Genomic DNA, 26,248 nt, shown 5'->3' on the forward strand with positions numbered 1-26,248 from the left:
CCGTGGTCTATCCTGTGGGCCTGAACAGCCTGCGAAACCCGCTGCCGCCCGCCATGCGACGCACGCCGCCAAGCCACCCCTGCGGCCTTCCACACGTGCACGGGCCCGCGAAGTTCCTAGAATCCAGACATCGGGATGCCGTTGGGCGCCCCAAACGCCACAAAGGCACGCACGCATGACGACCACCCCCGAACAAAAACGCGCCGAGCTCAAGAAGGCCGCCCTCGAGTACCACGAGTTCCCCACCCCCGGCAAACTCGCCATCAGCGCCACCAAGCAGCTCACCAACCAGCGCGACCTGGCGCTGGCCTACTCGCCCGGCGTCGCCGCGCCCTGCGAGGAGATCGTCGAGAACCCGGCCAACGCCTTCAAATACACCAGCCGGGGCAACCTGGTGGCCGTGATCACCAACGGCACCGCCGTGCTGGGCCTGGGCGACATCGGCCCGCTGGCGGCCAAGCCCGTGATGGAGGGCAAGGCCGTCCTGTTCAAGAAGTTCGCCGACATCGATGTGTTCGACATCGAGATCAATGAGAAGGACCCGGACAAGCTGGTCGACATCATCGCCAGCCTGGAGCCCACCTTCGGCGGCATCAACCTGGAAGACATCAAGGCCCCGGACTGCTTCTACGTCGAGCGCAAGCTGCGCGAGCGCATGAACATCCCCGTGTTCCACGATGACCAGCACGGCACGGCCATCGTGGTGGGCGCCGCCATGCTGAACGGACTGAAGGTGGTCGGCAAGGACATCAAGAATGTCAAGCTGGTGACCTCCGGCGCGGGTGCCGCCGCCCTGGCCTGCCTCACCCTGCTGGTCAAGCTGGGCGTGCCGCGCGAGAACATTTGGGTGACGGACCTGGCCGGCGTGGTCTACGAAGGCCGTGTCGAGCTGATGGACCCGGACAAGGCGGCGTTCGCACAGAAGACCGAGCAGCGCAAGCTGACCGAGGTGATCGAGGGCGCCGACATCTTCCTGGGCCTGTCGGCCGGGGGCGTTCTCAAGGCGGACATGGTGGCCAAGATGGCCGCCAAGCCCATCATCTTCGCGCTGGCCAATCCCAACCCCGAGATCCTGCCCGAGGATGTGAAGGCCGTGCGCGACGACGCCATCATGGCCACCGGCCGCACGGATTACCCCAACCAGGTCAACAACGTCCTGTGCTTCCCGTACATCTTCCGCGGCGCGCTGGATTCGGGCTCGACCACCATCACCGACGAGATGGAGATCGCGGCGGTGCACGCCATCGCCGAGCTGGCCCAGGCCGAGCAGAACGACGTGGTGGCTGCGGCCTACGCGGGCGTGACCCTGAGCTTCGGCCCCGAGTACCTGATCCCCAAGCCGTTCGATCCGCGCCTGATGATGAAGATCGCGCCGGCCGTGGCACTGGCGGCGGACCACTCCGGCGTGGCCACCCGCCCCATCAAGGATTACGTGGCCTACGGCGAGAAGCTGCAGAGCTTCGTGTACGCCTCGGGCACCACGATGAAGCCCATCTTCAGCGTGGCCAAGCGCGCCAAGAACAAGCGCATCGCCTACGCCGAAGGTGAGAACGAAGGCGTGCTGCGCGCCGCCCAGATCGTGGTCGACGAGGGCGTGGCCCGCCCCACCCTGATCGGCCGCCCGGCCGTGATCGAGCGCCGCCTGGAGACCATGGGCCTGCGCATCAAGCCGGGTGTCGACGTCGATCTGGTCAGCACCGAGAACGACCCGCGCTACCGCGACTACTGGCAGACCTACCACCGCCTGGCCGACCGCAAGGGCGTGACCGAGCAGATGGCCAAGATCGAGATGCGCCGCCGCCTGACGCTGATCGGCTCGATGCTGCTGCACAAGGGCGAGGTCGACGGACTGATCTGCGGCACCTGGGGCTCGACCGCACTGCACCTGCATTACATCGATCAGGTGATCGGCAAGCGCCAGGGCGTCAAGACCTACGCGTCCATGACCGGCCTGATCCTGCCGGGCCGCACGGTGAACCTGCTGGACACCCACATCAACTACGACCCCACCGCCGAGCAGCTGGCCGAGATCACCATCATGGCCGCCGAGGAGATGATGCGCATGGGCCAGCCCCCGAAGGCCGCCCTGCTGTCGCACTCGAACTTCGGCTCGAGCAACCAGCCCTCGGCCCTGAAGATGCGCGAGGCCCTGGCCCTGATCCAGCAGCAGGCGCCCTGGCTGGAGGTCGATGGCGAGATGCACGGCGACACGGCGCTGGACGCCGCCTACCGCGGCCAGCTGATGCCCCGCAGCAGCCTGTCGGGCGAGGCCAACCTGCTGGTGTGCCCCAACATCGACGCGGCCAACATCGCCTACAACCTGCTGAAGGTGGCCTGCGGCAACAACATCGCCCTGGGCCCCGTGCTGCTGGGCGTGGCCAAGCCGGTGACCATCCTGACGCCTTCGGCCACCGTGCGCCGCATCGTCAACATGACGGCCATGACCGTCGCGGAAGCCAACGCCACGCGCTGATTTCCGGCCGGCCAGGCGCCGGTGGTTTCCTGGGCGTGGCGCGCCAAAAGGCCCATGCCCAGGGCGTGCATCCGTCACGAACGGGGGTTAACGCAAACTGTCAACCCCTGAGGCAAAGGCCCCTCGTCCCTCTTATTTCGGGACCGGGGCCCTTGAGCTTTTGCGCCTATTTCAGTAGCATTTCGGCTTTTACGGAACCCCGCACACGAGACACGAGGCTGGACCACACAGCCGCACGTCAGCACGCCACAGGACCATGACAGCGCACGTGACACAGAGGGAGCCACTGCACCGTCGCTTGCGCGGCATGCTGATTCCGGCCGTTGTCGCCGCCTTCACGGCGGTGGCCGCCCTGGTCCAACCCCTGCCTGCCCACGCGTTTTCGCGCACGGACACCACGGCCGAATCGGCCGGTGTGGTCGCCCTGTCAAACCTGCCCAAGCAGGCCCAGGACACCCACCGCCGCATCCTGGCCGGAGGCCCGTTCCGGTTCGACAAGGACGGCACCGTGTTCGGCAACCGCGAACGGCAACTGCCCCGGCAAACCCGTGGTTACTACCGTGAATACACGGTGAGCACCCCGGGCGTGCGCCACCGCGGTGCCCGGCGCATCGTCTGCGGCGGGTCTGTTGTGCAAAGTCCGGAAACTTGTTTCTATACCCAGGATCACTACCAAAGCTTCCTGAAGATCGATCCTCGCCGCTGAGTCTGGTTTTTTCTTCTTCTAGCCGCCGACCCTGATCCCATCCATGTACGAGCCTCAAGCGATCATGTTGTTGCAATCCATCCGCCCCAACATCGTTCAGTCCATCCGCGCCTACCGGCCTGACGATCTGCAGACTTCCGCGCACCAGATCGGCCACCACTTCCTGTACACCAACCTGGGCACCGCCCAGAACAAGCAGGACGTGCTGGACATCATTGCCAAGGACTTCCTCTTCCCGGACCACTTCGGCAAGAACCTCGATGCGCTGTACGACTGCATCACGGACATGGTCCACAAGTCGGGCCCGCAGCCCGGCTTCGTGGTCGTGCTCGAGCTGCTGCCCGACGGCGCCCGCATGGACCGTGAATCGCGCGAGCAGCTGCTCGACGCCTTCCGCGATGCGGCCGATTTCTGGTCCGAACGCAAGATCCCGTTCCGCGTGTTCTATTCCATCGCCGTGTCCGGCAAGGAATCGGCCGGCCACTGGGACCGCCCCGAAGCCGCCCAGAACGACGCCGCAGCCGCCGCCAAGCCGGTCAAGGTGTCCAAGAACGCGCCCCAGCCCATGACGGTGAGCCTGCCGCCCATGAGCAGCGTGTTCGACACGGCCCAGTTGCTGGCCGCGGCCTGATCCTGCTCCGGCAACGGCGCCGGGCTCAGGCCCTACGCCGCCCCTGCCCGCCCCTGGCTCACCGCCTGGGCGGGTTTTGTCTTTTCAGGCCAGGTGTATCGAGCGAGCGCGGTATCAGCCGCCGGTCGACGCGCGGTAGGCGTTGAGCTGCTCGGCCCAGCGGCCGCCCGCAGCCCCCAAGTAGGTGGGCGCCACCGCGCGCACGGACGCCGGTGAAGCCACCCCCAGGGCCGCCAGGCCCGGCAGCTGGCCGGTGGCCACGTTGGGCACGCTCATGGACTTGAGGTTGTCTGCCGTGAGCATGGGCTCGCCCGGCAGCCAGCCCAGCACGCGGGCCTGCAGGCGCCCCACCGCCAGCGGCACCGGCAGCACCGGGCGCACATGCCCGCTGGCACGTCCTGCCAGGCGCACCAGCTCGGCCAGGGTGAGCACCTCTGGCCCGGCCAGTTCATAGGTCTGGCCGATGGTGGCCGGGTCTTCCAGGCAATGGATCAGGGCCTGGGCCACGTCCTCCACCCACACGGGCTGGAAACGCGCCTCGGCCCCCGCCAGGGGCACCACCGGGGCCAGGGCCTGCAGGCGCGCGAACAGGTTCAGGAACCGGTCATGTGCCCCGAAGATCACGCTGGGGCGCAGCACGGTGAGCTGCAGGCCGCCAGACTGGGCCGTGCGCAGGGCCTGCTCGCCCATGCTCTTGGAACGCAGGTAGTGCGAGGGGGCCTGGGCCGGGTCGTCGGGCACGCCCAGGGCGCTGACATGCACCAGACGCTTCACGCCCGCCTTGGCACAGGCCTGGGCCAGGCGCTGGGGCAGGTTCACATGGGCCTGGTCGAATTCGTCAGGGCTGCCATGCAGGATGGCCACCAGGTTGACGACCGCATCGGCGCCCTGCAGCAGGCGCGCCAGGGTGGCATCGTCCTGCACCGAAGCCTGGATCACATCCACGGTGGGCAGCACGAACAGGTGCTTGCCCCGCTCACGCCGCCGGCTGGGCACCACCAGGCGCGGGCCGCCCGAGCCATGGTGCGCGACCAGTTGTTCGCACAGGGCCCGGCCCACGAAGCCGGTCCCGCCCAGGATCACCACTCGTTCCATGCTCTGTCTGCTCCGCCCCGCAAAGGGGCTGTTGGCGTGTGCCGCCTTGTAGGGCGGGCCGTGGTGCCACCGCCAGCGTGGCCCCGTTCGTGGCTCAGGGCAGGTCGTCTGGCGGGGCGCTCGACGTCCGGGGCCCGATCACCGGGCCCAGCCTGGTTTTAATCGACAGGGGCTTGCCGTGCAAGACGTGGCCATAAATGACCGCATTGGTCACCACTTTCTTGACGTAATCGCGCGTTTCGTTGAAGGGCACGTTCTCGGCCCACACGGCGGGCTCCAGGCGTGGGCCATCGCGCCACTTGCGTGGCCGGCCCGGGCCGGCGTTGTAGGCCGCGGCGGCCATGGGGGCCGAGCCGTTGAAGTCATCGAGCACCAGCTTGAGGTAGCCTGCGCCCAGCTTGAGGTTGGTGTCTCGGTCGGTGATCAGGCCGCCGTGGTAATCGCTCATGCCCAGCCTGCGGGCCACCCAGTCGGCGGTGGCCGGCATCACCTGCATCAGGCCGGAAGCGCCCACGTGCGAACGCGCCGAGATCTGGAAGCGCGACTCCTGGCGGATCAGGCCGAACATGAAGGCCGGGTCCAGGCCCACGTCTTTCGCGGCAACCTGGATGTCGCGGCGGAAAGCCAGGGGGTAGCGCTGGTAGAGGTCGATCTCCTGCTTCGTACGGTCACTGGTGTTGATGCAGCGGTCCCAATACTCGCGGTCGCAGGCGATCTCGGCGGCGGCCATCAGCTCGCGGTCGCTCAGGCCGCCGGGCTTGCCGTAGGACAGGGTGTAGTTCCACTCGCGCGCGCCTTCGCTGCGCAAGCCCAGGTCGTACAGGCGCAGGGCGCGGTCCAGACCGGGCACGGCCGCGGCTTGCTGCAGCTCGTCGCGGCTGGGCTTGGCCGGGCGGGGCGGTGCCCCCACGCGGCCTAGATCGTCCATGGCCAGCAGGCCGTAGAAGCTGGTGGGCTGGGCGATGCGCGCCAGCATCTCGCGGGCCTGCTGGCGGCGCGGCTCACCGGCCGCACCGGCAGGGGCCTGGGCCTGCAGCGAACGGGCCTTCCAGTACACCCAGGTGGGATCGGTTTTCTGTTCGGGCGACATGGCCTCGATGGCGGTGTCCACCACTAGCCAGTGGGCCGGCTGGCCGGACGTGGCCGAGCGCAACGCGGCGCGGGTCATCCAGGCCAGGGTGTCGGGGTGCCAGGTGGTGGCCCACAGGGCCGAGCCTTCGGTGAGTTCGCCAGGCACCAGGGCGCGTTCGAAGTAGGTGATGGCCTGCGGCATCAGGCGCCAGGCCGCCGAGCGGCCGGTGGAGGCCCAGGCCCAGGCCATGTCTTCGCGGGTCAGGTGCCAGCGGCGGGCAGCATCGGGGCTGACCAGGGCGGCCGCGGCGGCTTCCGGATCCTGCGACGACCAGCGCAGCAGGGCCAGCAGGTTCAGCGGGCCGACATGGTCGGCCGGCACCGCGGGCGGCGGTGGCACCAGGGCCCGGGCCGGCTTGCGCTTGTTGGCCTTGGCGGCCTTCTGCCCCTTCTTGCCCACAGCCTCGCTGATGGCCACGCCCGAGCTGTTGCCCGACATCGATTCGGGCCGCACGGCGTTGTCCGTCATCAAAAAGCGCTGGGCATTGCCCATCAGCCGGGCCACGGCCTGTGCGGTGGGCTCGCCCAGCAGGCGCACGCTCTGCGTGATGGCCTTGGGCTGGGCGAAATCCTGCGACAGGCGCAGCTTGCGCCACACATCGGCCGGGGTCAGGATGCGGGCAGCGAACAGGGCCTGGGCCATGGTGTCGCAGCCGAAATCCGCGTCCTTCTGCGCCCACCAGGCCTGGCGGGCCTGCTCGCGCAGATCGCCCAGGCCTTGCATGGGCACGCCCAGCTGCTGGCGCGCCAGCACGCCCAGGCAGGTCACGTCTCGGTCGTCGTTCATGCGGAAGTAGGGCTGCACGCGGGCGAAGGTCTTCCAGTCGCGGCGGCGACCGAGCTCGAGCAGCCAGTCGTTGCGCAGGCGATCGGCCACGTAGGCATCGCCCCAGCGGGCCAGGAACTGGTCGACCTCGGTGGGGCCGGCCTCGATCAGGCGCGATTGCATGAACCAGAAATCGGCCCAGGCGGCCAGGGGGTGGTTCTGGTTCATCAGGGTGTCGCGCGCCGCGGCCAGGCGGGATCGGTCACGCTGAAGGAAGGCGCTGCGGGCGGCCATGAGCGTGTCTTCGCCCGTGGTCTGGGCCTGTGCGGGGGGCGGGGCCATGGTGGCCAGTGCTGCCAACAATGCGGCCGGCGCCGCGAGCCAACGGGGCGCCCATGCCTTCCGGGCACCCATGTGATCAGTCCACAATCGCATCCTCGATTCTTTCCTCGCGGCCCCTGGACCGGCGCAACTCGTTCATGTCTTCTTCAACGACCACTTCACGCCAAGCCCTGAGACAAGCCCTGCTGCAGGCACGCGAGGCCTGGGCCGCCAGCCCGCAGGCCGCGCTGGACCAGGCCGCGCTGCATGGGCACCTACTGGAGGTGCTGGAACAGCTGGAGCCGGATTGTCTGGGCCTGTACTGGCCGATCCGGGGTGAATTTAACCCAAGGCCTGCCGCCCTGGAGGCGATGGCGTCATTGAATTGCCGGCTGGCGTTGCCTTGGGCCACGAAGAAGGACAGCCCGGAGGGGGTGTCCATGGGCTATCGGGTGTGGAAGGGGGAGGAATTCGGCACGGTGGACGGGTGCGGCATTCCTTGTCCGGACACGGCTGCTGTGGTGCCGGACGTGGTGCTGGTGCCTTGTGTGGGCTTCACCCGCGAAGGGTTCCGGCTGGGGTATGGCGGGGGGTATTTCGACCGGTGGCTGGCGGGGCAACCGCATGTGACGGCGGTGGGGGTGGCCTGGCGGGAGGCTGAGCTGACGGGTGAGGCCCTGGTGGCTGAGGCGCATGACCATGGGTTGGCGTTGATCGTGACGCCGGATGGTGTGGTGGGGTGACATGAAAAAAAGGGGCCGGACGTCCCCACGCCCGACCCCAGCCCCTCGGCTCCCGCTTGGGGAGCCTCGTCACATCGTTGTTGCTTGATCTGTCAGAAGCGCCAGCCCAGGCCCACGCCCACCAGCACCGGGTCGACCTTGAAGGTGCCGGCCTTGGCGCCGAAGGACGAGATGTCGGTGCGGATCTGCACCTTCTTGATGTCCAGGTTCAGGTACAGGTTGTCGGCGATCTTGAAATCGACGCCGGCCTGCAGGGCCCAGCCCCAGCTGTCCTTGTCGACACTGGGCTGCAAGGCCGTCTGCACGGCCGGGTCGAAATGCACGCTGGAGAAACGCGTGTAGTTCACACCGGCGCCCACGTAGGGGCGCACGGTGGCTTCAGGCAGGAAGTGGTATTGCACCGTGAGGGTGGGCGGCAGGTGCTTGAGCGAGCCGATCTTGGTGTTGCCCGAGCGGATGTCCTGCTTCTGCGGCACGGTCAGGATCAGCTCGGCCGCGATGTTCGGGGTGATGAAGTAACTGATGTCCAGCTCAGGGATGACCTTGCTGTTGATGCTCAGGTCCAGCCCGGTGCTGTCCTTGTTGGCCGGATCGAGGTGCACGGCGCGCACGCGCACCAGCCAGGGGCCTTCGGCCTGGGCGGCCTGGGCGGCGGGCACGCAGGCCAGGGTGGACAGGGCTGCGCAGGCAGCCAGCGCGGCCCAGCGGGGGGCGTTGATGATCGGGCGGGTCATTTGGGTCGTCCTTCAATCTCTGATGGTTGAACTTGTCGGTACGGATCCATTGCAGCAAGCGCCAGCCAGGGTGCGTTTGATCCAGCACAAGTGGCCGGGCTCGCCGTGGCCTGTCACCCCGTGTGATCCACCGTGGTTTGCGCTGCCTCAAATCGCAGCAGGGTGCACGCCCATGGCCCGGCCAGCTGAACGGGGCCTGCACATGCGTTAGGCTGGGGTGCATGTACTTCACCCTGGACCTGCTCGATTCCCGCTGGTTGACCCTGCACGGCCTGTGCACCACCGTGGCCGTCCTGGTCTACATCCTCACGGCGCACGTGATGAGGCAACGGCGCCAACCGGCCGCGGCCATCGCGTGGGTGCTGTTCATCCTGCTGGTGCCCTACCTGGCGCTGCCCGCCTTCCTGCTGTTCGGATCGCGCAAGCTGAAAAGGCCCAGCGCACGCGTGCGCCCAGCCCCCGATGTGCCAGACCCGGAGGCCCCCTGGGCCATCGAGACCATCGTGGACATGGGCCAGCCGCGGCCCGCGCCCTGCCTGGGCCTGACCCTGCACGCCGATGGCCACCAGGCCTGGCGGGCGCTGCTGGACACCATTGACGGCGCCACGCACACGCTGGACATCTGCACCTTCATCCTGGCCCGCGATGCCGTGGGCCGCGCCGTGCTCGACCGGCTGGCGCACAAGGCCGCCCAGGGCGTGCGCGTGCGCCTGATGCTCGATGGCCTGGGCAAGCTGATGTCACGCGCGCCCGACCTGGCCCCACTGCACCGCGCCGGGGGGCACACCGCCGTGTTCGTGCCGCCGCTGCAATCACCCCTGCAGGGCCGCACCAACCTGCGCAACCACCGCAAGCTGGTCGTGGCAGATGCGGGCCATGCGGGCGCAAGGCTGTGGTGCGGCGGGCGCAACCTGGCCAGCGAGTATTTCGAAGGCGAGCACGGCACCCCGCCCTGGCGCGACCTGAGCTGGGATCTGCATGGCCCGCTGGTGACGCAAGCCAGCGCCCTGTTCGAGCAGGACTGGGCCTTTGCCCAGGGTGGCCGGCCGCGGGCGCTGCCGCCCTTCCCGCCCTTCGATCTGCGCCCGCCGGCCGACATCCCTGCGCCATCCGTGGTGGCCGCACAGCACAGTGAACTCTCCGCCGATCTGGCTGCTGCACGGCACCAGCATGGCACGCAGTTGGTGGCCTCGGGCCCGGACCAGGTCGATGACACCGTCTACGCCCTGCTGTTGACGGCCACCTACCGCGCCCGCCGGCGCGTGTGCCTGTCCACGCCCTACTTCGTGCCCGATCCGGCCCTGCTGATGGCCTTGTGCCTGGCCGCCCGCCGCGGGGTGCAGGTGGACCTGCTGATGCCGGCGCGCTCCAACCATAAGCTGTCCGACGTGGCGCGCAGCCGCGCCTTGCGGTCTCTGGCGCAGGCCGGTGGCCGTGTCTGGCTGGCACCCGGCATGCTGCACGCCAAGCTGGCGGTGTTCGATGAAGAGCTGGCCCTGGCGGGCTCGGCCAACCTGGACAGCCGCAGCCTGTTCCTCAACTACGAGCTGATGCTGGCCTTCCATGACACGGCCGATGTGAGCCAATTCCAGGCTTGGTTCGACACCGAGCGGCAAGGCGCCACCGCCTACGTGGCACGTGCGCCTGGTCTGGCCCGGGATGTGGGCGAAGGGCTGCTGCTGTGGCTGGGGTTTCAGCTTTGAGGCTGCAATGGGTTGCAGACCTGTCTGTGGTCGCTCGTGGTGCCGCCCGGACTGAGGCGGGGCCCGTGGCTCAGGGCTCCTCAGGCCGCCACAGACTGCGCGGCACCGCACACACCACCGGCACCACGGCCTTGATCGCCGAGCGCTCCAGTGCCTCGGGTTGGCCACCGTGCAGTGGCAGCACCACCAGGGTGTCCACCCGCACCAGCAGCAGCTCGCGCAGCACCACGCGGCCATCGGCCAGGGTGATCAACAGGTTCTCTTCGGGGTGCCACTCGGCCTCGGCATCGAGCAACAGGTACTGCCCGTCCTTGGCGTAGGGCGCAAGCGCATTGCCCTTGACGCGCAGGGCATGGGCGCCAGGGGCATGCAGGGGCATCAGCACGTGGCCATCGCTCTCGCCCGCGGGCAGGTCGATTCGCTCGACATCACCGGTGCCCGAAACACGCACGGTGCCCGTGACCTTGGCGCGCATGCCGGTGGCGATCGCGTAGACGGCGGCCGCCTTCGATTCAGCATGAGGGCCCAGCAGGTCGATCTGGTCGGGCGGGCCTTCACCCGTGGCCAGCCAGCGGGAGGACACGGCCAGCTCCTGGGCCAATGCCGGCGTGTACTTGCTGCCCTGCGCACCGGCATCGGCCCGCAGCAGGTACTGGACGGATTGCGGCTTGACACCCACGGCGCGTGCCAGCTCGCTCTGATTGGTACGGCCCGCGCGCTTCATCGCCCACAGCAGCCGCCCAGTGAAGGTGTTCCATTCGTCCATGAGCGGCATCCTACAAAGGCCTTTGTGGCACCACTTGCAAAATTGTCTGTATTGATCTACAAATGCGTTTGCAGATCACAAACAAAGCTCAGGGAAGCGTCATGACACCTCGTGAAGCACTACAAAAGGCCATCGACATCGTGGGTTCGCAGGCGCGCCTGGCGCGCGAGATCGGCGGCGGCATCAAGCAGGCCCACATCTCCTACTGGATCACCCACGCAGAGGTGGTGCCGGCAGAGCACTGCCCCACCATCGAACGCATCGTTCAGCACGCAGTGCGCTGCGAGGATCTGAACCCGCGGGTGGATTGGTGGGTGCTGCGGCATGCAGCCGTGAGCACGCAGTACCAGACGGCGTTGCGCTCCGGCGCGCATTGAATCGGTTTCGCCACCTCCGCATCAGACACAGCAGCCCCCAGGGCGGCCGCCACCCAGCGGCATGGTTGTAAGCAGTTCTCCCCTGCCGTGCGCAACCTTGAACACCGCTTTGGGCGCGGAGGTGGCTTTTTTATCTTGATCTGCGGCGTCAATCGCAGGGCGCAGCGCCGTGCTCTTCCCACCTCGTTGACGAGCCCGGGCGCCGTTTCAAGCCTGCTCGGTGCCTGAGAGGAGAGTCTCTTCTTTAATTCAAAAAATTATATTGACTCTGTTTTATATTCTTTCAGGGTATAATTTACTTCCGCGCAGCATGGCTGCCGCGTTCTGCGACCTTGGTCGCCCTTTTGGTCTGCCGAGCTGCAGCCAACCGAGCCACTCGCCGCTCATGCAGGTCCATCCAAGACTGCGCCCCCTGATTGAACAAGATTTCAAACATCGCCATTCCCATGGGCAAGTACGTCGTTTCGCCCGCGACACACCAGACCGACTGTGGCCGCTTCCGCGCCTCCTTTGCGGTCCGTCGCTCACAGGGCGACGGCAGCTACTCCCGGGTGTTCCGTTTCGACAAAACCTTCGCCTCGCGCGAAGCGGCCAGGCTTTTCGCGGTCACCCAGGGCTGGCTGGAAACATGCATGCCGCCCTCCCCCACGTGCTGACAATCTGCTCCCAGCAGATCCCCATTCACACGTCCAAACGCTGCGGACTCCCGGTTCGCACACCCGCATCCTGAGGATGCGCCATGATTCAGAAAGGCTCCTCCATGAGCAGCAAGATCTACGTAGGCAACCTGCCCTATTCCGTGACCGATTCCAGCCTGAAAAGCAACTTTGCCGAATTTGGCAGCGTCTCCTCCGCCAAGGTCATGATGGACCGGGAAACCGGCAACTCCAAGGGCTTCGGCTTTGTGGAAATGGCTTCTGCTGAATTTGCCCAGGCCGCCATCACTGCTTTGCACGGCATGTCCGTGGATGGCCGATCGATCGTCGTGAGCCTGGCCCGGCCCCGCGAAGAAGGTCGCGGCTCGGGCGGCTATGGCGCGGTTGACCACAGTTCAGCCAAACGTTCGGACATCGGCTACGGCACGGGTGGCTACGGTGGCGGTCGCTACTGACCCCATTCTCTTCCTGTGAAGACCGGCCCTCTCAGAGCCGGTTTTTTTTCAAAGCCCCAGCCGCTCGCACAAAGCCTTCACGGGCCCAGCCTGGTTCATCGTGTAGAAATGCACGCCGGGCGCACCACCTGCACGCAGCCTCTCGCACAAGGCGCTCACCACATCCAGCCCGAACGCCTGGATCGATGCCTTGTCATCGCCAAAGCCCTCCAGCCGTGACCGCACCCAGCGCGGGATCTCCGCACCGCACGCATCCGAGAACCGGATCAGCTGGCTCGCATTGATGATCGGCATGATCCCCGGCACCACCGGAATGTCCAACCTGGCCTTGGCCACATCATCCACAAACCGGAAGTACGCATCCGGGTTGAAGAAGTACTGCGTCAAGGCCACATCGGCCCCGGCCCGCACCTTGGTCACGAAGGCCTTCAGATCGGCCTCGGGGTTGCGCGCCTGCGGGTGCATCTCCGGGTAGGCCGCCACCTCGATGTGGAAATGGCTGCCCGTCTCTTCACGGATGAAGGCCACCAGCTCGCTGGCATAGCGGAACTCGCCAAAGCTGCCGTAGCCACTGGGCAGATCGCCCCGCAGTGCCACGATGCGCCTGATGCCATCGGCCTTGAACTGCGCCAGCTGCTCGCGCACGCCGGCCTTGGTGGCGCCAATGCACGAGAAGTGCGGCGCGGCATCCACCCCTTCGGCCAGGATGGCACGCACCGTCTGGATGGTGCCGTCTTGCGTGGAGCCGCCAGCGCCATAGGTCACGGAGCAGTATTCAGGCTTGAGCGCATACAGCTGCTGGCGCACGGCCGTCAACTTCTCGGCGCCTTCGGGCGTCTTGGTCGGGAAGAACTCCAGGCTGAGGGGCCAGGCGTTCTGTGTCGTTGTCGTCATGTCGGCGTGTCCTTGTCGGTGGGCCGCGCCCACACGAAGAATTCGCGGTTGCCATCGCCACCGGCGATCGGGCTGTCAAAGTAATCCACCACGCGCAGGCCCTGCCCGTCGCAGGCCTGCACGATGCGCTCGCGCACGTCACCGTAGAGCGCCTCGTCCTTCACCAGGCCGCCCTTGCTGATCTGCGCCGGCTGCAGCTCGAACTGCGGCTTGACCAGCAGCAGCAGATCCGCCCGCGGCGTGAGCAGCGGCACCAGCGCCGGCAGCACCAGCGTCAGCGAGATGAAGGACAGGTCGCCCACCACCAGGTCGAAGCCGCCATCGAGTTCGGCGGGCGGCACACCGGCGGCGGTCAAGGATTCGCGGCTCAGCTCGCGGGCGTTCAGTCCCTCGATCACGCGCACCCGATCATGCCCCTGCAGGCGCGGGTGCAACTGGCCGTGGCCCACATCGACCCCGACCACCAGCGCCGCCCCGCGGGCCAGCAGCACCTCGGTGAACCCACCGGTGCTCTGCCCCACATCCAGGCAACGCGCACCCAACACATCCAGCCCGGCGCAGTGGTTCAACGCGCCTTCCAGCTTGAGCCCCGCGCGCGACACCCAACGCGTCTCCGCATCGTCCGTCACGCGCAGCCCAGCGCCCTCAGGCAATGTTTCGCCTGCCTTGCGCACCGGCACCCAGCCCTGCGGCCCATGCCACTGCGCCGCGCCCGCATCGATCAGCCGCTGCGCAGCCGACCGCGTGGGCGCCAGCCCCTGCTTGACCAGAAGTTGATCTGCTCGTGTCATCGCGTATCCCTCCCAAACGCCTCAGCCTGCTGTTGATCAAGCAACCGCCGCGGATCCGGCTCTGCCGGTCCAAGACGGTGCCCCCTTGAGGGGGCGGCCGAAGGCCGTACGGGGTGGGCCCATCAGTACCGATAGGTATCGGGCTTGTAGGGGCCGTTTTTCGGCACGCCGATGTAGGCGGCCTGCTCGTCCGTCAGCTCGGTCAGCTGCGCGTTCAGCGTGGTCAGTTGCAGGCGCGCCACCTTCTCATCGAGGTGCTTGGGCAGCACATAGACCTTGCCGGCCTCGTACGCATCCTGACGCGTGAACAGCTCGATCTGCGCGATGGTCTGGTTGGCGAAGCTCGACGACATCACGTAGCTGGGGTGGCCCGTGCCGCAGCCCAGGTTCACCAGGCGGCCCTTGGCCAGCAGGATGATGCGCTTGCCATCCTTGAAGATCACGTGATCGACCTGGGGCTTGATCTCTTCCCACTGGCAGTTCTGCTCCAGCTTGGCGACCTGGATCTCGTTGTCGAAGTGGCCGATGTTGCAGACGATGGCGTTGTTCTTCATGGCCGCCATGTGCTCGTACGTGATCACGTCGCGGTTGCCGGTGGTGGTCACGAAGATATCGGCCTTGTCGGCGGCCCACTCCATGGTCACCACGCGGTAGCCTTCCATCGCGGCCTGCAAGGCGTTGATGGGATCGATCTCGGTCACCCACACCTGGGCGCTCAGGGCGCGCAGGGCCTGGGCCGAGCCCTTGCCCACGTCGCCATAACCGGCCACCACGGCCACCTTGCCGGCCACCATCACGTCGGTGGCGCGCTTGATGCCGTCGACCAGGGATTCACGGCAGCCGTACAGGTTGTCGAACTTGGACTTGGTGACCGAGTCGTTCACGTTGATGGCGCGGAACAGCAGCGTGCCCTTGGCGCTCATTTCGTTGAGGCGGTGCACGCCGGTGGTGGTCTCTTCGGTCACGCCGATGATCTGCGCGCCCTTGCGGCTGTACCAGGTGCTGTCCACAGCCAGCTTGGCCTTGATGGCCGCGAAGAGGATGCGCTCTTCGTCGCTGCCGGGGTTGGCCAGCACCGATTGATCGGTCTCGGCCTTCTTGCCCAGGTGCATCAGCAGGGTCGCGTCGCCGCCGTCGTCCAGGATCATGTTGGGGCCTTCGCCCTCGGTGCCCTTGGCACCGAAGTCGAAGATGCGGTGGGTGTAGTCCCAGTAGTCTTCGAGCGACTCGCCCTTGTAGGCGAACACCGGGGTGCCGGCCTCGACCAGCGCGGCGGCGGCATGGTCTTGTGTGGAGTAGATGTTGCACGAGGCCCAGCGCACGGTGGCACCCAGGGCCTGCAGCGTCTCGACCAGCACGCCGGTCTGGATGGTCATGTGCAGGCTGCCGGTGATGCGTGCGCCCTTGAGCGGCTGCGTGGCGGCGTACTCTTGGCGGATGGCCATCAGGGCCGGCATTTCGCTTTCGGCGATGGCCAGCTCTTTGCGGCCCCAGGCGGCCAGGGACATGTCGGCGACGACGCACTCGACGCCCTTGTGGTCGGTGATCAGGGATTTGGACACAGCGTTCATGGACAGAGCTCCTAGATGATTCAGAAGCCGCCGTGCGCTGCCGGGGATGCGCGGAGCTGACCGCCGATGACTGCAGATGGCAGGACGGAAGCGGAAAACCCGGCGCAAAAAACTCACCCAGCGGGGACACATGCGGGGTGAGCGCCGTTGCAAAACGTGCGTGTCAAGCCTGGGGCCCTGTCTCTCTCACACCTCAGGCGGCCCTAAAACCGCTTGAATGAGAGGGTTGGCCTTGCAACGCTCCTCGACACGAAACGGTATTGTAGTCACTGCATGGCACGTTGTGCATGTTTGGGTGCGCTACATTTTCGAACGCACCTAACCCCGGAGGCAGGGGGAACCTATTCGGGTTGCCCCTGTCGTATCACGAACGCCATCCGGCGTTGAATACGAGCGGTGCACGTTGTGTGCCACCGCCGACTTGGTGGAGGCCCCTGTATGAAATCGAATCAGAGATACCGAGAGACTATGAAAATCAGCAAGCTTGCCCTGGCCGCTGCGGCCTTCATGGGCATGGTCGGCACCGCGTCGGCCAAGAACCTCGTGTGCGTGTGGGACGTGGCTGGCAAGACCGGTGACGTCTACAACGCGGCCATCGACTACGGTGTGGCCATGCAGAAGAACGGCGTCGAGATCGAGCTCAAGAGCTACGTTGATGAGCGCGTGGCCGTGGAAGACTTCCGCGCCGGCCAGTGCGACGCCGTGATCGCGACGGCCTTCCGTACCAAGGCCTTCAACTCGGTGGCCGGCTCGATCGACTCGATCGGCTCGTCCACCGTGGTGCGCGCCAACAAGATCGACATCCCCGCCAGCTACGAGGTGGTGCGCAAGGTCATTCAGCTGTTCTCCAGCGAAGGCGCGTCCAAGATGATGGTCGAGGGCAACTACGAGGTCGGCGGCATCTTCCCGCTGGGCGCAGCCTACCCGATCGTGCGTGACCGTTCCATCAACTCGGTCGAAGCCCTGTCGGGCAAGAAGATCGCGGCCTTCGACTACGACAAGGCCCAGGGCGCCATGATCCAGAAGATCGGCGCGCAGCCCGTCTCGGTGGACGTGACCAACATCGGCCCGCGCTTCAACAACGGTTTTGTGGACATGGTCACCCTGCCGGCCGTGGCCTACAAGCCTTTCGAGCTGTACAAAGGCATCGGCACCAAGGGTGGCATCGGCCGCTTCCCGATCATGATCCCGACGGTGCAACTGGTCTTCAACAAGGCCAAGTTCCCTGAAGGTTTCGGCCTGAAGTCGCGCGTGTACTGGTCCGGCCAGTTCGACCACGCCATGAGCCTGATCAAAAAGGCTGAAGCCGGCATCCCGGCCGCCACCTGGGATGAACTGCCCGCCGAGAACATCCCCAAGTACGTGCTGATGCTGCGCGAAGCCCGCATCGACATCGCCAAGCAGGGCATGTACAACAAGCAGACGCTCAACATCATCAAGCGCGTGCGCTGCAGCGTGAACGGCTCTGATGCCGAATGCGCCAGCAAGAACGAGATCGATTGATCACCTGATCCGATCGATCCGCGCTTGACCGGAGGCCCGCCCCGTGCGGGCCTTTTTCATGCCTGATCGCCTGGGGTGGCCGGCGGCAGGCTGCCTGCGCGCACCACCCGGTTGCGGCCGGCCCGCTTGCCGGCGTACAGGGCCTGGTCGGCACGGGAGATGGCCTGGTCGGTGGATTCGGCATCGGCGCGCTGGGCCACGCCCAAGGACAGGGTAAGGCCGCGCACGCTGCCGCCGCCGGGCCGCGGCAGGTCGGCCACCGCCAGGCGCAGCCGCTCGGCCACCTGCGCCGCCGTGGCTTCGTCGGTGTCGGGCAGCACGACCAGGAATTCTTCACCGCCCCAGCGGGCCAGGTGGTCCACATCGCGAACCCCGTGGGCCAGCGCACCGGCCACCTGCACCAGCACCTGATCGCCCACCTCATGCCCGTGCTGGTCGTTGATGGCCTTGAAGTGGTCCAGGTCGGCCAGCACGAAGGACAGCGGACGGGCCTCGCGCTGCTGGCGCTTGTCTTCCAGCGTGATCCGTTCCCGCAGCGCGCGGCGGTTCAGCAGGCTGGTGAGCGGGTCGGTGGTGGCCAGTTCGCGCAGCCGGGCCTCGGCGCGCGCCACCAGCCGGAAGTAGGTGGAGGCCAGGAAAGCCAGGATCACCAGGGCCGACACGATGTTGAAGTAGTGCAGGCCGTTGAGCACGCCCGGGCTGAGCGCATAGGGCGGCACGGCATGGCGGCACAGCAGATCGAGCATCACGTAGCCCGCCATCACGCCCAGCGCGAAGGCCCACTTGATCCATTCACGCGTTTCGGTGCTGACCAGGGCCACCGGCACCACCAGCAGGAAGTAGTAGTGAAAGCCGCTGTCCCAGCCCAGCAGGACGACAGCCAGCGCGGCGTGGCCCATCACCTCCGTGCCCATCAGCAGCAGGCCTGCCAGCATGCGGCGCTGTGCCAGCAGCCGGAAGCACAGCCCGTACAACAGCACGCTGGCCACGTTCACCCAGGCCAGCAGCGACACGCCGGACAGCCAGAACAGCAGGCTGAAAGAGCCATGCGTGAGGCCCGCCAGCACCGTGGTGCCCATCAGCAGGACACGGAAGGCCTCGGCGCTCGACACCCCCGCGATGCGTGAGCGCGGTAATGAGGGAAGGCGCCAGCGGGGCACGTGGGAGGTCCTTGGCCAACGCAGGTGGCGTCAGCCCTGCAGCGCCGTCGTGGGCGCCAGGGAACCAAGCACGACACGGTTGCGGCCGGCATGCTTGCCCTCGTACAGGGCCTGGTCCGCGCGGGAAATGCTGTTCTCAGAAGTTTCGCCAGGGTGTCGCGCACTCACGCCGAAGGTCATGCTGATGTGCAGCTCCTGGTGGCCCACCTTCACGCGCAGGGCCTCGATGCGCTGGCGCAGGCGCTCGGCCACCAGTTCGGCCTCCTGTGTGCCGGCGCCCGGCAGCACCAGCAGAAACTCTTCGCCGCCCCAGCGGGCCAGGTGGTCCACCTCGCGCACGCCGTCGCTCAATACGCGGCTGACGGCCTTGAGCACTTCGTCGCCAGCGTCATGGCCGTAAGTGTCGTTGACCAGCTTGAAATGGTCCAGATCGCACAGCACGAAGGACATCTGCGTGTTGGCGCGCTGGACGCGGTGCTCTTCCTCGCGGATGGCCTCGATCACGGCGCGGCGGTTGATGAGCTGCGTGAGCGGGTCGGTGGTGGCCATGGCGCGCAGGTTGGCCTCGGCCTTGGTGATCAGGTAATGGTAGTAGGCCGCCAGGAAGATGAGGATCAGCACGGTGCCCAGCACGTTGAAATAGTGCAGGCCGTCGATCACCGTGGTGGGCAGGGCGACCATGGGCGGGCGGCGCAGCAGCAGCATGTCCATGCCCAGGTAGACCATGGTCAGGATCGAGACGAGCATCACCTTGATCGCCAGCGAGCGGAAGTTGGTGATCACCGCCACCGGGATCACCAGCAGGATGTAGAAGTGAAACCCCGAGGCCAGGCCGATCACGCAGACGGCCAGGATGGCATGGGCCACCACCTCCAGCGCGGTGACCGCCCAGCACAGGCCGATGCGGCCCTGGTGGGCCAGCCAGAAGGTCCACACGTAACACAGCACGCTGCCGACGTTGACGAGGGCCAGGGCATCCACCCCGGCCCAGTGGAACAGGCTGAGGAAGGCGACGTGGGTGAGCGCCGCGACGACGGCGATGCCCTTGAGCAGGATGCGCAGCGCGTCGGCATGCATCCCCCCCGATTCGGAAGGCGGAGAAGCGCCGCCAGGGTAAGCCCTTGGGATTTCGGCCATGTGTCGGTGTGTCTGTGTAGTCGTCCTCGATACCCGATGCGCCGTGCACACCTGTCCTGGTGATGCAGGACACCCGCAGCGGGACTTCTGATGCCACGGATATCGGCCGGATGAGGCCTGGCTTGAATCAGGGAGGACCCTGGGCGCGGCCACCCCGTCTTGTTGATAATGGCGGACACATCCATCGCAGGAGCCACGCTCATGCCAGCAGGACGGGTTCCCGCCACTGGAGAACTGGTCCAGCCTCGCGGCCACGATGGCACACACGTGGCCGAACTCACGGTCAAGGGCAAACCGGAGCGCGCGAAATGAGTGCCGGCATGGACAGAGGTGCGTTCACAGGCCTGGCCGTGGCCGGCCTGGCCGCCACGCTCGCCATCAGCCTGGTGATCTGGCCTGCAGCGAAGACCAGGCAGAGCGCGGAGCAAGCCTCCTCCACGGCACCACGTGCCCCGTTGCCCGACACCACCCGCATCCTGGACATCCTTTCCAGCCAGCCCGTGCCGTCTGCGCAAGACCGCCAGGCGGCCAGCGCGCTGAACCAGGCAGGAGACCGGGCCTACCGTCGCCACGACCATGTCGCCGCCTGGCAGGCCTACAGCAACGCCTACCCCAACGCGCCCAGCGCACACGCCTACGTGATGAGCGGCGACAGCCACTGGCGCGATGTGCTCAGCGTGCAGCGGGCGCAGCGTTCGGCCGCCAAGGCCTGCCCGCTCGACAACCGGTACTTCGCCCGCGACCTGGCGCTCGATGTGGCGCAACACCACGAGGTGGGCCTCGCGCTGGCGGCCCGGTCGGGCGACCGGCGGCTGCTGAACTCTGCCTGGTACCGGCGCGCCGACCAGAGTGCGGCCTGCCTGAGGGCGCTGGCCAACGACTACCGTGCGCGGCCGGCCAGCGACTGCGTCGACCTGGCGCGCCTGGACGCCTGCCTGGGGCCGCCACTGCCGCTGCCCTGAAGCGGCGGCCGGGCCCACGCCCTCACATCATCCGTGCGCTGAAGCGACAATGGCCGTGCGTTCCCCAGCGCGGCGGACATACAGGTTCATGGCTTGCGCGAGCAGGCTTGCCGCGTCGGTGCAGGGACCATCATTCATCACGACCTTGTCTGGCCGGACAATGGCCAGCCAGCCCACGGGCACCAACGAAGGCATCAAATTGCCACCCAGATCTTCCCAAAGACTTTGCGTGGACGTCCGCGCCATGGGTCCACGTGGATTGATCTGGACGAAGCGGCCACCACTGGCCGTCCAGGCCTGGTTCAATGCCGGCGTGAGCCCGGCCGATGGGTCGACCCCGAAACCCACCATCGCGAGGCCGGAGCCGAGCACATCATCGCTCAGCACCACCTCACCACCCGCTTGAGGCTTGAGCCACACCTGCGGCATCTGTTCACCACGGCGCAGGCGCGCACCACGCAAGGGCTTGACGAAGCAGCCCACCTTGAACCGGTTGGGCGGTTTGATCTCCAGATTCTCGAACAGGCGCTTGAACCGGGGAATGCGGGTCATCATGCTCATCGCGCCATGCGTGAGGAAGGCTGCCACCTGGTTGCTGGGCATGACGAGACGGCCCATCATCTTCGCCAGGTCGATCATGGCCTTGGCATGGGGGCGGCGCTCCTGATCGTAGCTGTCCAGCAAGCCCGGCTGGGCCCGGCCATGGCACACCCACGAGAGCTTCCAGGCCAGGTTGGCCACATCGCGCAAGCCGGACACCAGGCCCTGCCCGACGAACGGGGGCGTGATGTGGGCGGCATCTCCGACCAGCAGGACACGCCCCACCTTGAACTTGTCCACGACCCGCGCATGGAAGCGATAGACCGCCACCCGCTCGATCTCGACGTGCTCGCCCTTGATCCAGGGCTGGAGCAGGCGCCTGACCATGTCTGGATGCTCCATCTGCTCACGGGTCTCACCGGGGTTCAATTTGAACTCCCAGCGTTGACGCCCACCCGGCGCCACCATGTGGGGCGTGGGCCGGCGCGGATCGCAGATGAACTCGACATGGTCCATGGGGGTGGGCAGGTGCTTGGCGTCGACCACCAGCCAATCCTCCGCAAAGGTCTTGCCCTTGAACTCCTGCCCCAGCAGGCGGCGGACCAGGGAGTTGGCACCATCGGCGCCCACCATGTAGCGCGCACGAACCTGATGCGGGCGGCCATCGTCGGTCTGCAGCTCGGCCAGCACCTCCTGGTCATCCTGGCTCAGCGATACCAGGGACACGCCCAGCGCGACCGTCACGTGGCGGTTGCCTTGCAAGCGGGCTCGCAGCGCCTGTTCCAGTTGAGGCTGGAAGAAGGTCACCAGTTTGGGATGCCCGTCCACACATCCCGCCGTCACCGCACGGCTGTACTGCCCGAACAGTGGCGAGCGCATGCGCACCTCCGGGATGGCCACTTTGTCGAATGCATCCTCTTCGAGACCGCACAGCTGTAGCACACGGAGGGCTTCGTTGTCCAGCGCGATCGCGCGAGGCGCCAGGAAGATGTCCCTGGCCTTGTCGATCACCAGGGCCTTCGTGCCATAGCGGCCCAACAGTTGCGCCAGCGCGGCCCCGACAGGCCCCATCCCCACGATGAGGACATCAACTTCGGAAGGTAGGTCAGACATGCGTGCTCCAGGCAACGGTCATTCGGGCATGAGGATCGCGCGGCCCGGGCGCTGCTGGGCGACATGCGCAAAAGCCTGCTCCCCTTGTGCGATCGGGATGATCAAGCCGATGGGCAGGTGCAGCCCGACGTTGGCGAGCAGCAGCGCTTCCAAGGCATGCAGAGCCTCGGTACTGGGCTGGAAAATGGTCCAGGCGTAACGTGTGCCGCGGCCTCCTGCGGCCCTTGCCGCGCCGCGCATGGCCGACCAGGCGCGGTAGACCCGCCATCCGCCCTTGAACCAGCCATGCACATCCATGCTGTCCAGCAGGGGGTGCACCGTGGTGGCGTGGCCCATGGCCCCTGGCTTGAGGCGGCTGACCAAGGCCCTCTCGTCTTGCCAGATCGCGAAGTTGAGGGTGGCGTCGTAGCATGTTGGCAAGGTGCTCAAAGCCCGACGTGTTCGGTCCACGACCACGGTGGCGCCCAGATCCTTGCACCGCTGGACATGCGCCGTGCTGCACACGGCCGTGACCCGTGCCCCCCATCGGCTCAGAACCTGCAGCGACAGCTGCCCCAACCCGCCAGAGGCGCCGTGGACCAGCACTTCCTTGTCTTTGGCGTTGTGCTGGTTGAGCCCGACGCTTCGCAGCGCCAGCCAAAGCGTCGTGAAGGTGTAGGGCAGTGCGGCCAATTCCTGATGGGTATGGTTCGCTGGGGCAGCCCTCAGGTATCTGGCGTCGGCCAGCACCTGGCTGGCATGCGCACCGTGGGCGCCGGTCGGCACCAGACCGAACACGCGGTCTCCCGGCTTGCAAGCGGTGACCCCGGCACCTGTTGCTTGAACCACCCCGGCGAAGTCATTGCCCAGAACGGCCGGGAAACGCGCAGCGCCCTTGAGCGCGAGGACGCGACGCCCATAACCTGTGGATCGCTTGGCATCAATGGGGTTGACCGAGCTGCCCTTGACACGCACCAACACCTGCCCGGGGCCAGGTTGTGGCACATGGCGAAGTTGCAGCGCAAATGTCGCAGGATGGCCGGGCGCGAGACAAAACAGTTGCTCGGCGACACTCATGCCACCACCACCGTGCGCTGCTGCCCCAGGTCCAATGCACCGTCGTCCGTGCGGATGCTCAAGCTCATCACATCGTTGGGCTGCAAGTACAACGGGTTGCGCAGGCCGCCCTTGATGAACAGCCGCCACTTGGTGGGCTCGGACAGGAAATGGCGGGCCACCCACATCGGCAGCTTGCCCGGCGCCTTGGCCGCGCAACCGGCGGGTGTGCCGGTTGCGATCAGATCGCCGGCCTGCAGGTTCTGCAGGGCCGAGAACTCGCTGACAGTGGCATGGGGCGGGTGCAGCATGTCGCGGCAGTAGGTGTCCTGGCGGACCTGGCCGTTGACGCTCAGGCGCATGTGCAGGTCGGGCCAGCGCTGCCATTCGGCCGGCTCCAGCAACAGCAGCACGGGCCCGGCCGGGCCGAACGTGCGGTAGCTCTTGCCCTTGTAGAACTGGCCCTGGGGCAGCTGCACATCGCGCGCGGAAACATCATTGACGATGGTGATGCCCGCCAGCACATCATGCAGACGGTCGGGCTGAACCTGGACACCCGTCGTCAGGTCCCGGCCCAGCACCAGACCGAGTTCGATCTCATAGTCCAGCAGCTTGACATGGGCAGGCCGCACGACGTCGTCGTACGGGCCCGAGAGCGAGGACGAGGCCTTGGTGAAGAAGGTGTTGAAGGGCATGTTCGCCGTGTCCATGCCCGATTCACGCACATGGCTGCCGTAGTTGACGCCCTGGCAGAGGAACTGCTGGTTCGCCGTGATCGGTGACAGGACGGTCACGTCGTCGATGGCGATCACGGCTTGCGCAGCCGTCAATGCGCGCGCCTCCACCTGTCCGTGCCGGATGAGGTCTGCGGTCGTGTCATAGGTGCCCGGCAGCGGCGCGATGCGCCGATCGAACAGCACTCCCCAACGGGCCTGCCCTGGATCATCGGGCGATGCGTAGCGAACAAGTGATGTGGACATGTCTGACTCGTTTGAATGAACACGGGTGGGATGGGTGCCTGGGTGTCACTTCCAAGGGCGAGCCGGGGTGTCGACGACCCGGCCCATCATCAGGAGGCGAGACAGGGTCACGCGGCCGGAGCGCAGCAGCTTGATCGCACGCCACAGCATGGCGGGCGTCTTGGGCGGGAACATGCTGGCGGGCACGTCATCGCCCCAGGCCCACAGACTGCTCGTGGTGAACGGCCCGTAATGAGGCTCTCGATCGGCCGTGAAGACATCACCGTCTGTGTAGTGCTCGAAAGCGAAGCCATCGCCATCACGCCAGTAGTCGAACAGCTGGCTGCCCAGCAGGTGCCGGCCGATGCCCCACATGTGCTCATGCCCATTGACCCGCAGCACCTGCTGGCCCTGGCCGAGGGCGTCCAGGTCGGTCACTTCCCAGGCGCTGTGCTCGTAGCCGGCTTCCAACCCTCCGGCGATGACCACGGTGTGGTGGTCGGCCGGGGTGTCGCCCAGGTCCAGGCGGAAGAAGGTCAGGAAAGGGGCGCCGTCTTCCAGGTACTGCACATCCGAGGGAATCAAGCCCAGGTGGCGCATGTACCAGTCGGCCATGGTGTGGAAATTGGTGGTTTGCAACACCACGTGGCCCAGGCGCCCCACGGTGGCCGGCTCGATGTCGGTGCGCACGGTAGTGTTCACGCGGGGCGATCGGCCCACGGCATTCATGTGCTGGTGCCTGGGCTCGCGCAGGGGCAAGGGGTCCACGGTGCCCCAATCGGTGATGAGCCAGATGTCGTGGCCATCGGGGTCGGTGAGGCTCACACCGCGGGCGCCACCGGGCACCGCGTTGGCCGGCAGGACCTGCGCACCGCTGTCGCGTTGAAGACGCGCGAAATCGGTGTCAGGCGCCACCGTGAAGGCGGCTCCCACATAGCGCGACACCCTGGCCCTGCGCGCCATCAGGGTGGCCGGGGACGAGCCCGCACCGCGCATCACCAATGTGTCTGGCGTTCGGGAGACGGTGATCAGCCCGAAGTCGGTCCAGAAGCGCTGCGCCTCGTCGAGGTCGGCCTTGTCGAAGCGAAGAAAAGCCAGTTGGCCGGCCTTCTGCAAGGCGGCGGGACGCGCGAGCTTGTGCACATGCGCAGGCAAGGCGCTTTCCGGGTATTCGGGCGGGGCCCTCAAGACCTTGTGGTGACTCATAGGTGTTTGTGCTGAGCGGGCGGGCTTGCCGGGATCGCGAACCGAAGCAATAATGACACATTCGTCATTATGACGTTTCTGTCGTTTTCCCTGACCGTGTCCCCGTTACCCTGTCGGCATGAGCACACCTGATTTCCGCACCCGCGTGGCGGCCGAAAAACGCGAGCGCATGCGCACCCGCCTCATCGAAGCGGCCCTGGAGGTCTTCTCCACCAAGGGCGTCGAGGCCACCGTCATCGAGGATCTGATCGAGCAGGCACAGGTTTCGCGCGGCACCTTCTACAACTACTTCCGCACCACGGAAGAAGCCATGGCCGCCGTGCTGCAGGCGGTGGTCAATGAACTGCTCTCCCTGGTGGACATGGTCATCGCCAACCGGCCAGACCCGGCCGAGCGCCTGGCCTGTGGCGTGCGCATGGTGCTGCACACGGCCAGGCAGTTCCCGCATGCGGGGCGCTTCATCGCGCGCCTGGGTGTGACCCGCAGCCTGGACCTTCTACCGGCCCTGGACAACCCGCTGCGTGACCTGGTGGAAGGCATCGAGACGGGGCGCTTCAACGTGGCCGATCCCATGCTGGGCCTGGACCTGGTGGCAGGCACCACGAGTGCGGCGCTGCTCTCCCTCAGCCTGCGCACCGACCTGACGGAGGCCTACCCGCAAGAGATCACCTTCCACATCCTGCTGGGCCTGGGCATGACGCGCGCCGCCGCCCGCAAGCTGGTGGACAAGCCCATCGATGCCGTGCAACTGCCGCCCGAATCCTTGCTGGTGCGCACGCTGCACAAGCACCTCCAACCCACTTGACTCATCGAGTCCGAA

23 protein-coding genes, 1 pseudogene and 1 riboswitch are annotated in these 26,248 nt (G+C 66.7%); of the genes and pseudogenes, 11 read left to right on the top strand and 13 right to left on the bottom strand.

The genetic code is table 11. The features are described 5' to 3' along the window. The first annotated feature begins 175 nt into the window (after window positions 1-175). The 3 genes and pseudogenes from EIP75_RS20965 to EIP75_RS20975 all read left to right on the top strand — a co-directional run. Window positions 176-2,473, top strand: coding sequence for an NADP-dependent malic enzyme (locus EIP75_RS20965; RefSeq protein ID WP_125245150.1), 2,298 nt, complete (start codon window positions 176-178; stop codon window positions 2,471-2,473). A 307-nt stretch (window positions 2,474-2,780) separates the two neighbouring features. Then, window positions 2,781-3,179 (top strand): guanyl-specific ribonuclease, encoded by a 399-nt coding sequence (locus tag EIP75_RS20970; RefSeq protein WP_125245151.1) that lies wholly within the window; start codon window positions 2,781-2,783, stop codon window positions 3,177-3,179. Between the two features lie 64 nt (window positions 3,180-3,243). Beyond that, window positions 3,244-3,630, top strand: a pseudogene (locus EIP75_RS20975) (barstar family protein); the annotation flags it as partial. Between the two features lie 294 nt (window positions 3,631-3,924). Here the strand turns inward: EIP75_RS20975 and EIP75_RS20980 are convergent. Then, a complete protein-coding gene (locus EIP75_RS20980) occupies window positions 3,925-4,905 on the bottom strand; it encodes a complex I NDUFA9 subunit family protein (RefSeq protein ID WP_125245153.1) in 981 nt (326 codons plus the stop codon). 94 nt (window positions 4,906-4,999) lie between these two features. Beyond that, a complete protein-coding gene (locus EIP75_RS20985) occupies window positions 5,000-7,144 on the bottom strand; it encodes a lytic transglycosylase domain-containing protein (protein WP_158622930.1) in 2,145 nt (714 codons plus the stop codon). A gap of 137 nt (window positions 7,145-7,281) precedes the next feature. On the opposite strand from EIP75_RS20985, the gene EIP75_RS20990 reads away from it, so the two are divergent. Next, window positions 7,282-7,866: a 5-formyltetrahydrofolate cyclo-ligase gene (locus tag EIP75_RS20990; RefSeq protein ID WP_158622931.1), complete on the top strand. Its 585-nt coding sequence runs from the start codon at window positions 7,282-7,284 to the stop codon at window positions 7,864-7,866. 92 nt (window positions 7,867-7,958) lie between these two features. Here the strand turns inward: EIP75_RS20990 and EIP75_RS20995 are convergent, their stop codons facing one another. Then, window positions 7,959-8,600, bottom strand: a complete 642-nt coding sequence (locus EIP75_RS20995; protein ID WP_125245156.1) for an OmpW/AlkL family protein — start codon at window positions 8,598-8,600, stop codon at window positions 7,959-7,961. Between the two features lie 221 nt (window positions 8,601-8,821). Here EIP75_RS20995 and EIP75_RS21000 point away from each other — a divergent pair, with 221 nt between their 5' ends. Then, window positions 8,822-10,303: a phospholipase D-like domain-containing protein gene (locus EIP75_RS21000; RefSeq protein WP_125245157.1), complete on the top strand. Its 1,482-nt coding sequence runs from the start codon at window positions 8,822-8,824 to the stop codon at window positions 10,301-10,303. A 70-nt stretch (window positions 10,304-10,373) separates the two neighbouring features. Here the strand turns inward: EIP75_RS21000 and EIP75_RS21005 are convergent, their stop codons facing one another. Then, a complete protein-coding gene (locus EIP75_RS21005; RefSeq protein WP_125245158.1) occupies window positions 10,374-11,069 on the bottom strand; it encodes a hypothetical protein in 696 nt (231 codons plus the stop codon). Window positions 11,070-11,170: 101 nt separating this feature from the next. On the opposite strand from EIP75_RS21005, the gene EIP75_RS21010 reads away from it, so the two are divergent. The 3 genes from EIP75_RS21010 (at window position 11,171) to rbp (ending at window position 12,557) form a co-directional block, all read left to right on the top strand. Beyond that, window positions 11,171-11,446, top strand: a complete 276-nt coding sequence (locus EIP75_RS21010) for a YdaS family helix-turn-helix protein (RefSeq protein WP_158622932.1) — start codon at window positions 11,171-11,173, stop codon at window positions 11,444-11,446. A 446-nt stretch (window positions 11,447-11,892) separates the two neighbouring features. Continuing rightward, window positions 11,893-12,102: a hypothetical protein gene (locus tag EIP75_RS21015; protein ID WP_125245160.1), complete on the top strand. Its 210-nt coding sequence runs from the start codon at window positions 11,893-11,895 to the stop codon at window positions 12,100-12,102. Between the two features lie 104 nt (window positions 12,103-12,206). Continuing rightward, complete coding sequence (gene rbp / locus EIP75_RS21020; RefSeq protein ID WP_125245161.1) at window positions 12,207-12,557, top strand: RNA-binding regulator; 351 nt, start codon at window positions 12,207-12,209, stop codon at window positions 12,555-12,557. 48 nt (window positions 12,558-12,605) lie between these two features. On the opposite strand, the gene metF is transcribed toward rbp, so the two are convergent. From metF to ahcY, 3 genes are all read right to left on the bottom strand, one after another. After that, window positions 12,606-13,451, bottom strand: a complete 846-nt coding sequence (gene metF, locus EIP75_RS21025) for a methylenetetrahydrofolate reductase [NAD(P)H] (RefSeq protein ID WP_125245162.1) — start codon at window positions 13,449-13,451, stop codon at window positions 12,606-12,608. Beyond that, window positions 13,448-14,242, bottom strand: coding sequence for a TlyA family RNA methyltransferase (locus EIP75_RS21030; RefSeq protein WP_125245163.1), 795 nt, complete (start codon window positions 14,240-14,242; stop codon window positions 13,448-13,450). Before EIP75_RS21030 ends, metF begins: the two co-directional genes overlap by 4 nt. Window positions 14,243-14,364: 122 nt before the next feature. After that, on the bottom strand, window positions 14,365-15,813 hold the full coding sequence (gene ahcY, locus EIP75_RS21035) for an adenosylhomocysteinase (RefSeq protein ID WP_125245164.1): 1,449 nt from the start codon (window positions 15,811-15,813) through the stop codon (window positions 14,365-14,367). Between the two features lie 132 nt (window positions 15,814-15,945). Continuing rightward, window positions 15,946-16,065: riboswitch (S-adenosyl-L-homocysteine riboswitch) on the bottom strand. Window positions 16,066-16,281: 216 nt separating this feature from the next. On the opposite strand from ahcY, the gene EIP75_RS21040 reads away from it, so the two are divergent. Further along, window positions 16,282-17,316, top strand: coding sequence for a putative solute-binding protein (locus EIP75_RS21040; RefSeq protein ID WP_233584974.1), 1,035 nt, complete (start codon window positions 16,282-16,284; stop codon window positions 17,314-17,316). 56 nt (window positions 17,317-17,372) lie between these two features. Here EIP75_RS21040 and EIP75_RS21045 read toward each other — a convergent pair whose 3' ends face one another. Next, window positions 17,373-18,476 (bottom strand): diguanylate cyclase, encoded by a 1,104-nt coding sequence (locus EIP75_RS21045; protein WP_125245165.1) that lies wholly within the window; start codon window positions 18,474-18,476, stop codon window positions 17,373-17,375. Window positions 18,477-18,506: 30 nt separating this feature from the next. Further along, window positions 18,507-19,553, bottom strand: a complete 1,047-nt coding sequence (locus tag EIP75_RS21050) for a GGDEF domain-containing protein (protein ID WP_158622933.1) — start codon at window positions 19,551-19,553, stop codon at window positions 18,507-18,509. 380 nt (window positions 19,554-19,933) lie between these two features. Here EIP75_RS21050 and EIP75_RS21055 point away from each other — a divergent pair, with 380 nt between their 5' ends. Beyond that, window positions 19,934-20,575 (top strand): hypothetical protein, encoded by a 642-nt coding sequence (locus EIP75_RS21055; protein ID WP_125245167.1) that lies wholly within the window; start codon window positions 19,934-19,936, stop codon window positions 20,573-20,575. Between the two features lie 27 nt (window positions 20,576-20,602). Here EIP75_RS21055 and EIP75_RS21060 read toward each other — a convergent pair whose 3' ends face one another. The 4 genes from EIP75_RS21060 to EIP75_RS21075 form a co-directional block, all read right to left on the bottom strand. Further along, window positions 20,603-22,228 (bottom strand): bifunctional 3-(3-hydroxy-phenyl)propionate/3-hydroxycinnamic acid hydroxylase, encoded by a 1,626-nt coding sequence (locus EIP75_RS21060; RefSeq protein ID WP_125245168.1) that lies wholly within the window; start codon window positions 22,226-22,228, stop codon window positions 20,603-20,605. Window positions 22,229-22,246: 18 nt separating this feature from the next. Continuing rightward, the gene (locus EIP75_RS21065; RefSeq protein WP_158622934.1) at window positions 22,247-23,212 is read right to left on the bottom strand and encodes an alcohol dehydrogenase catalytic domain-containing protein; all 966 of its coding nucleotides are present in this window, start codon (window positions 23,210-23,212) and stop codon (window positions 22,247-22,249) included. 68 nt (window positions 23,213-23,280) lie between these two features. Further along, window positions 23,281-24,243, bottom strand: coding sequence for a fumarylacetoacetate hydrolase family protein (locus tag EIP75_RS21070; RefSeq protein ID WP_125245170.1), 963 nt, complete (start codon window positions 24,241-24,243; stop codon window positions 23,281-23,283). 45 nt (window positions 24,244-24,288) lie between these two features. After that, complete coding sequence (locus EIP75_RS21075) at window positions 24,289-25,428, bottom strand: VOC family protein (RefSeq protein WP_125245171.1); 1,140 nt, start codon at window positions 25,426-25,428, stop codon at window positions 24,289-24,291. Between the two features lie 118 nt (window positions 25,429-25,546). Between EIP75_RS21075 and EIP75_RS21080 the strand changes: the two genes are divergently transcribed. Continuing rightward, window positions 25,547-26,233 carry a TetR/AcrR family transcriptional regulator gene (locus EIP75_RS21080; RefSeq protein ID WP_125245172.1) on the top strand — a complete coding sequence of 229 codons (687 nt, stop codon included), beginning with the start codon at window positions 25,547-25,549 and terminating at the stop codon, window positions 26,231-26,233. Window positions 26,234-26,248 lie beyond the last annotated feature (15 nt).

It is taken from the genome of Aquabacterium soli, from assembly GCF_003933735.1.
In the GTDB taxonomy this organism is placed as follows: domain Bacteria; phylum Pseudomonadota; class Gammaproteobacteria; order Burkholderiales; family Burkholderiaceae_C; genus Aquabacterium; species Aquabacterium soli.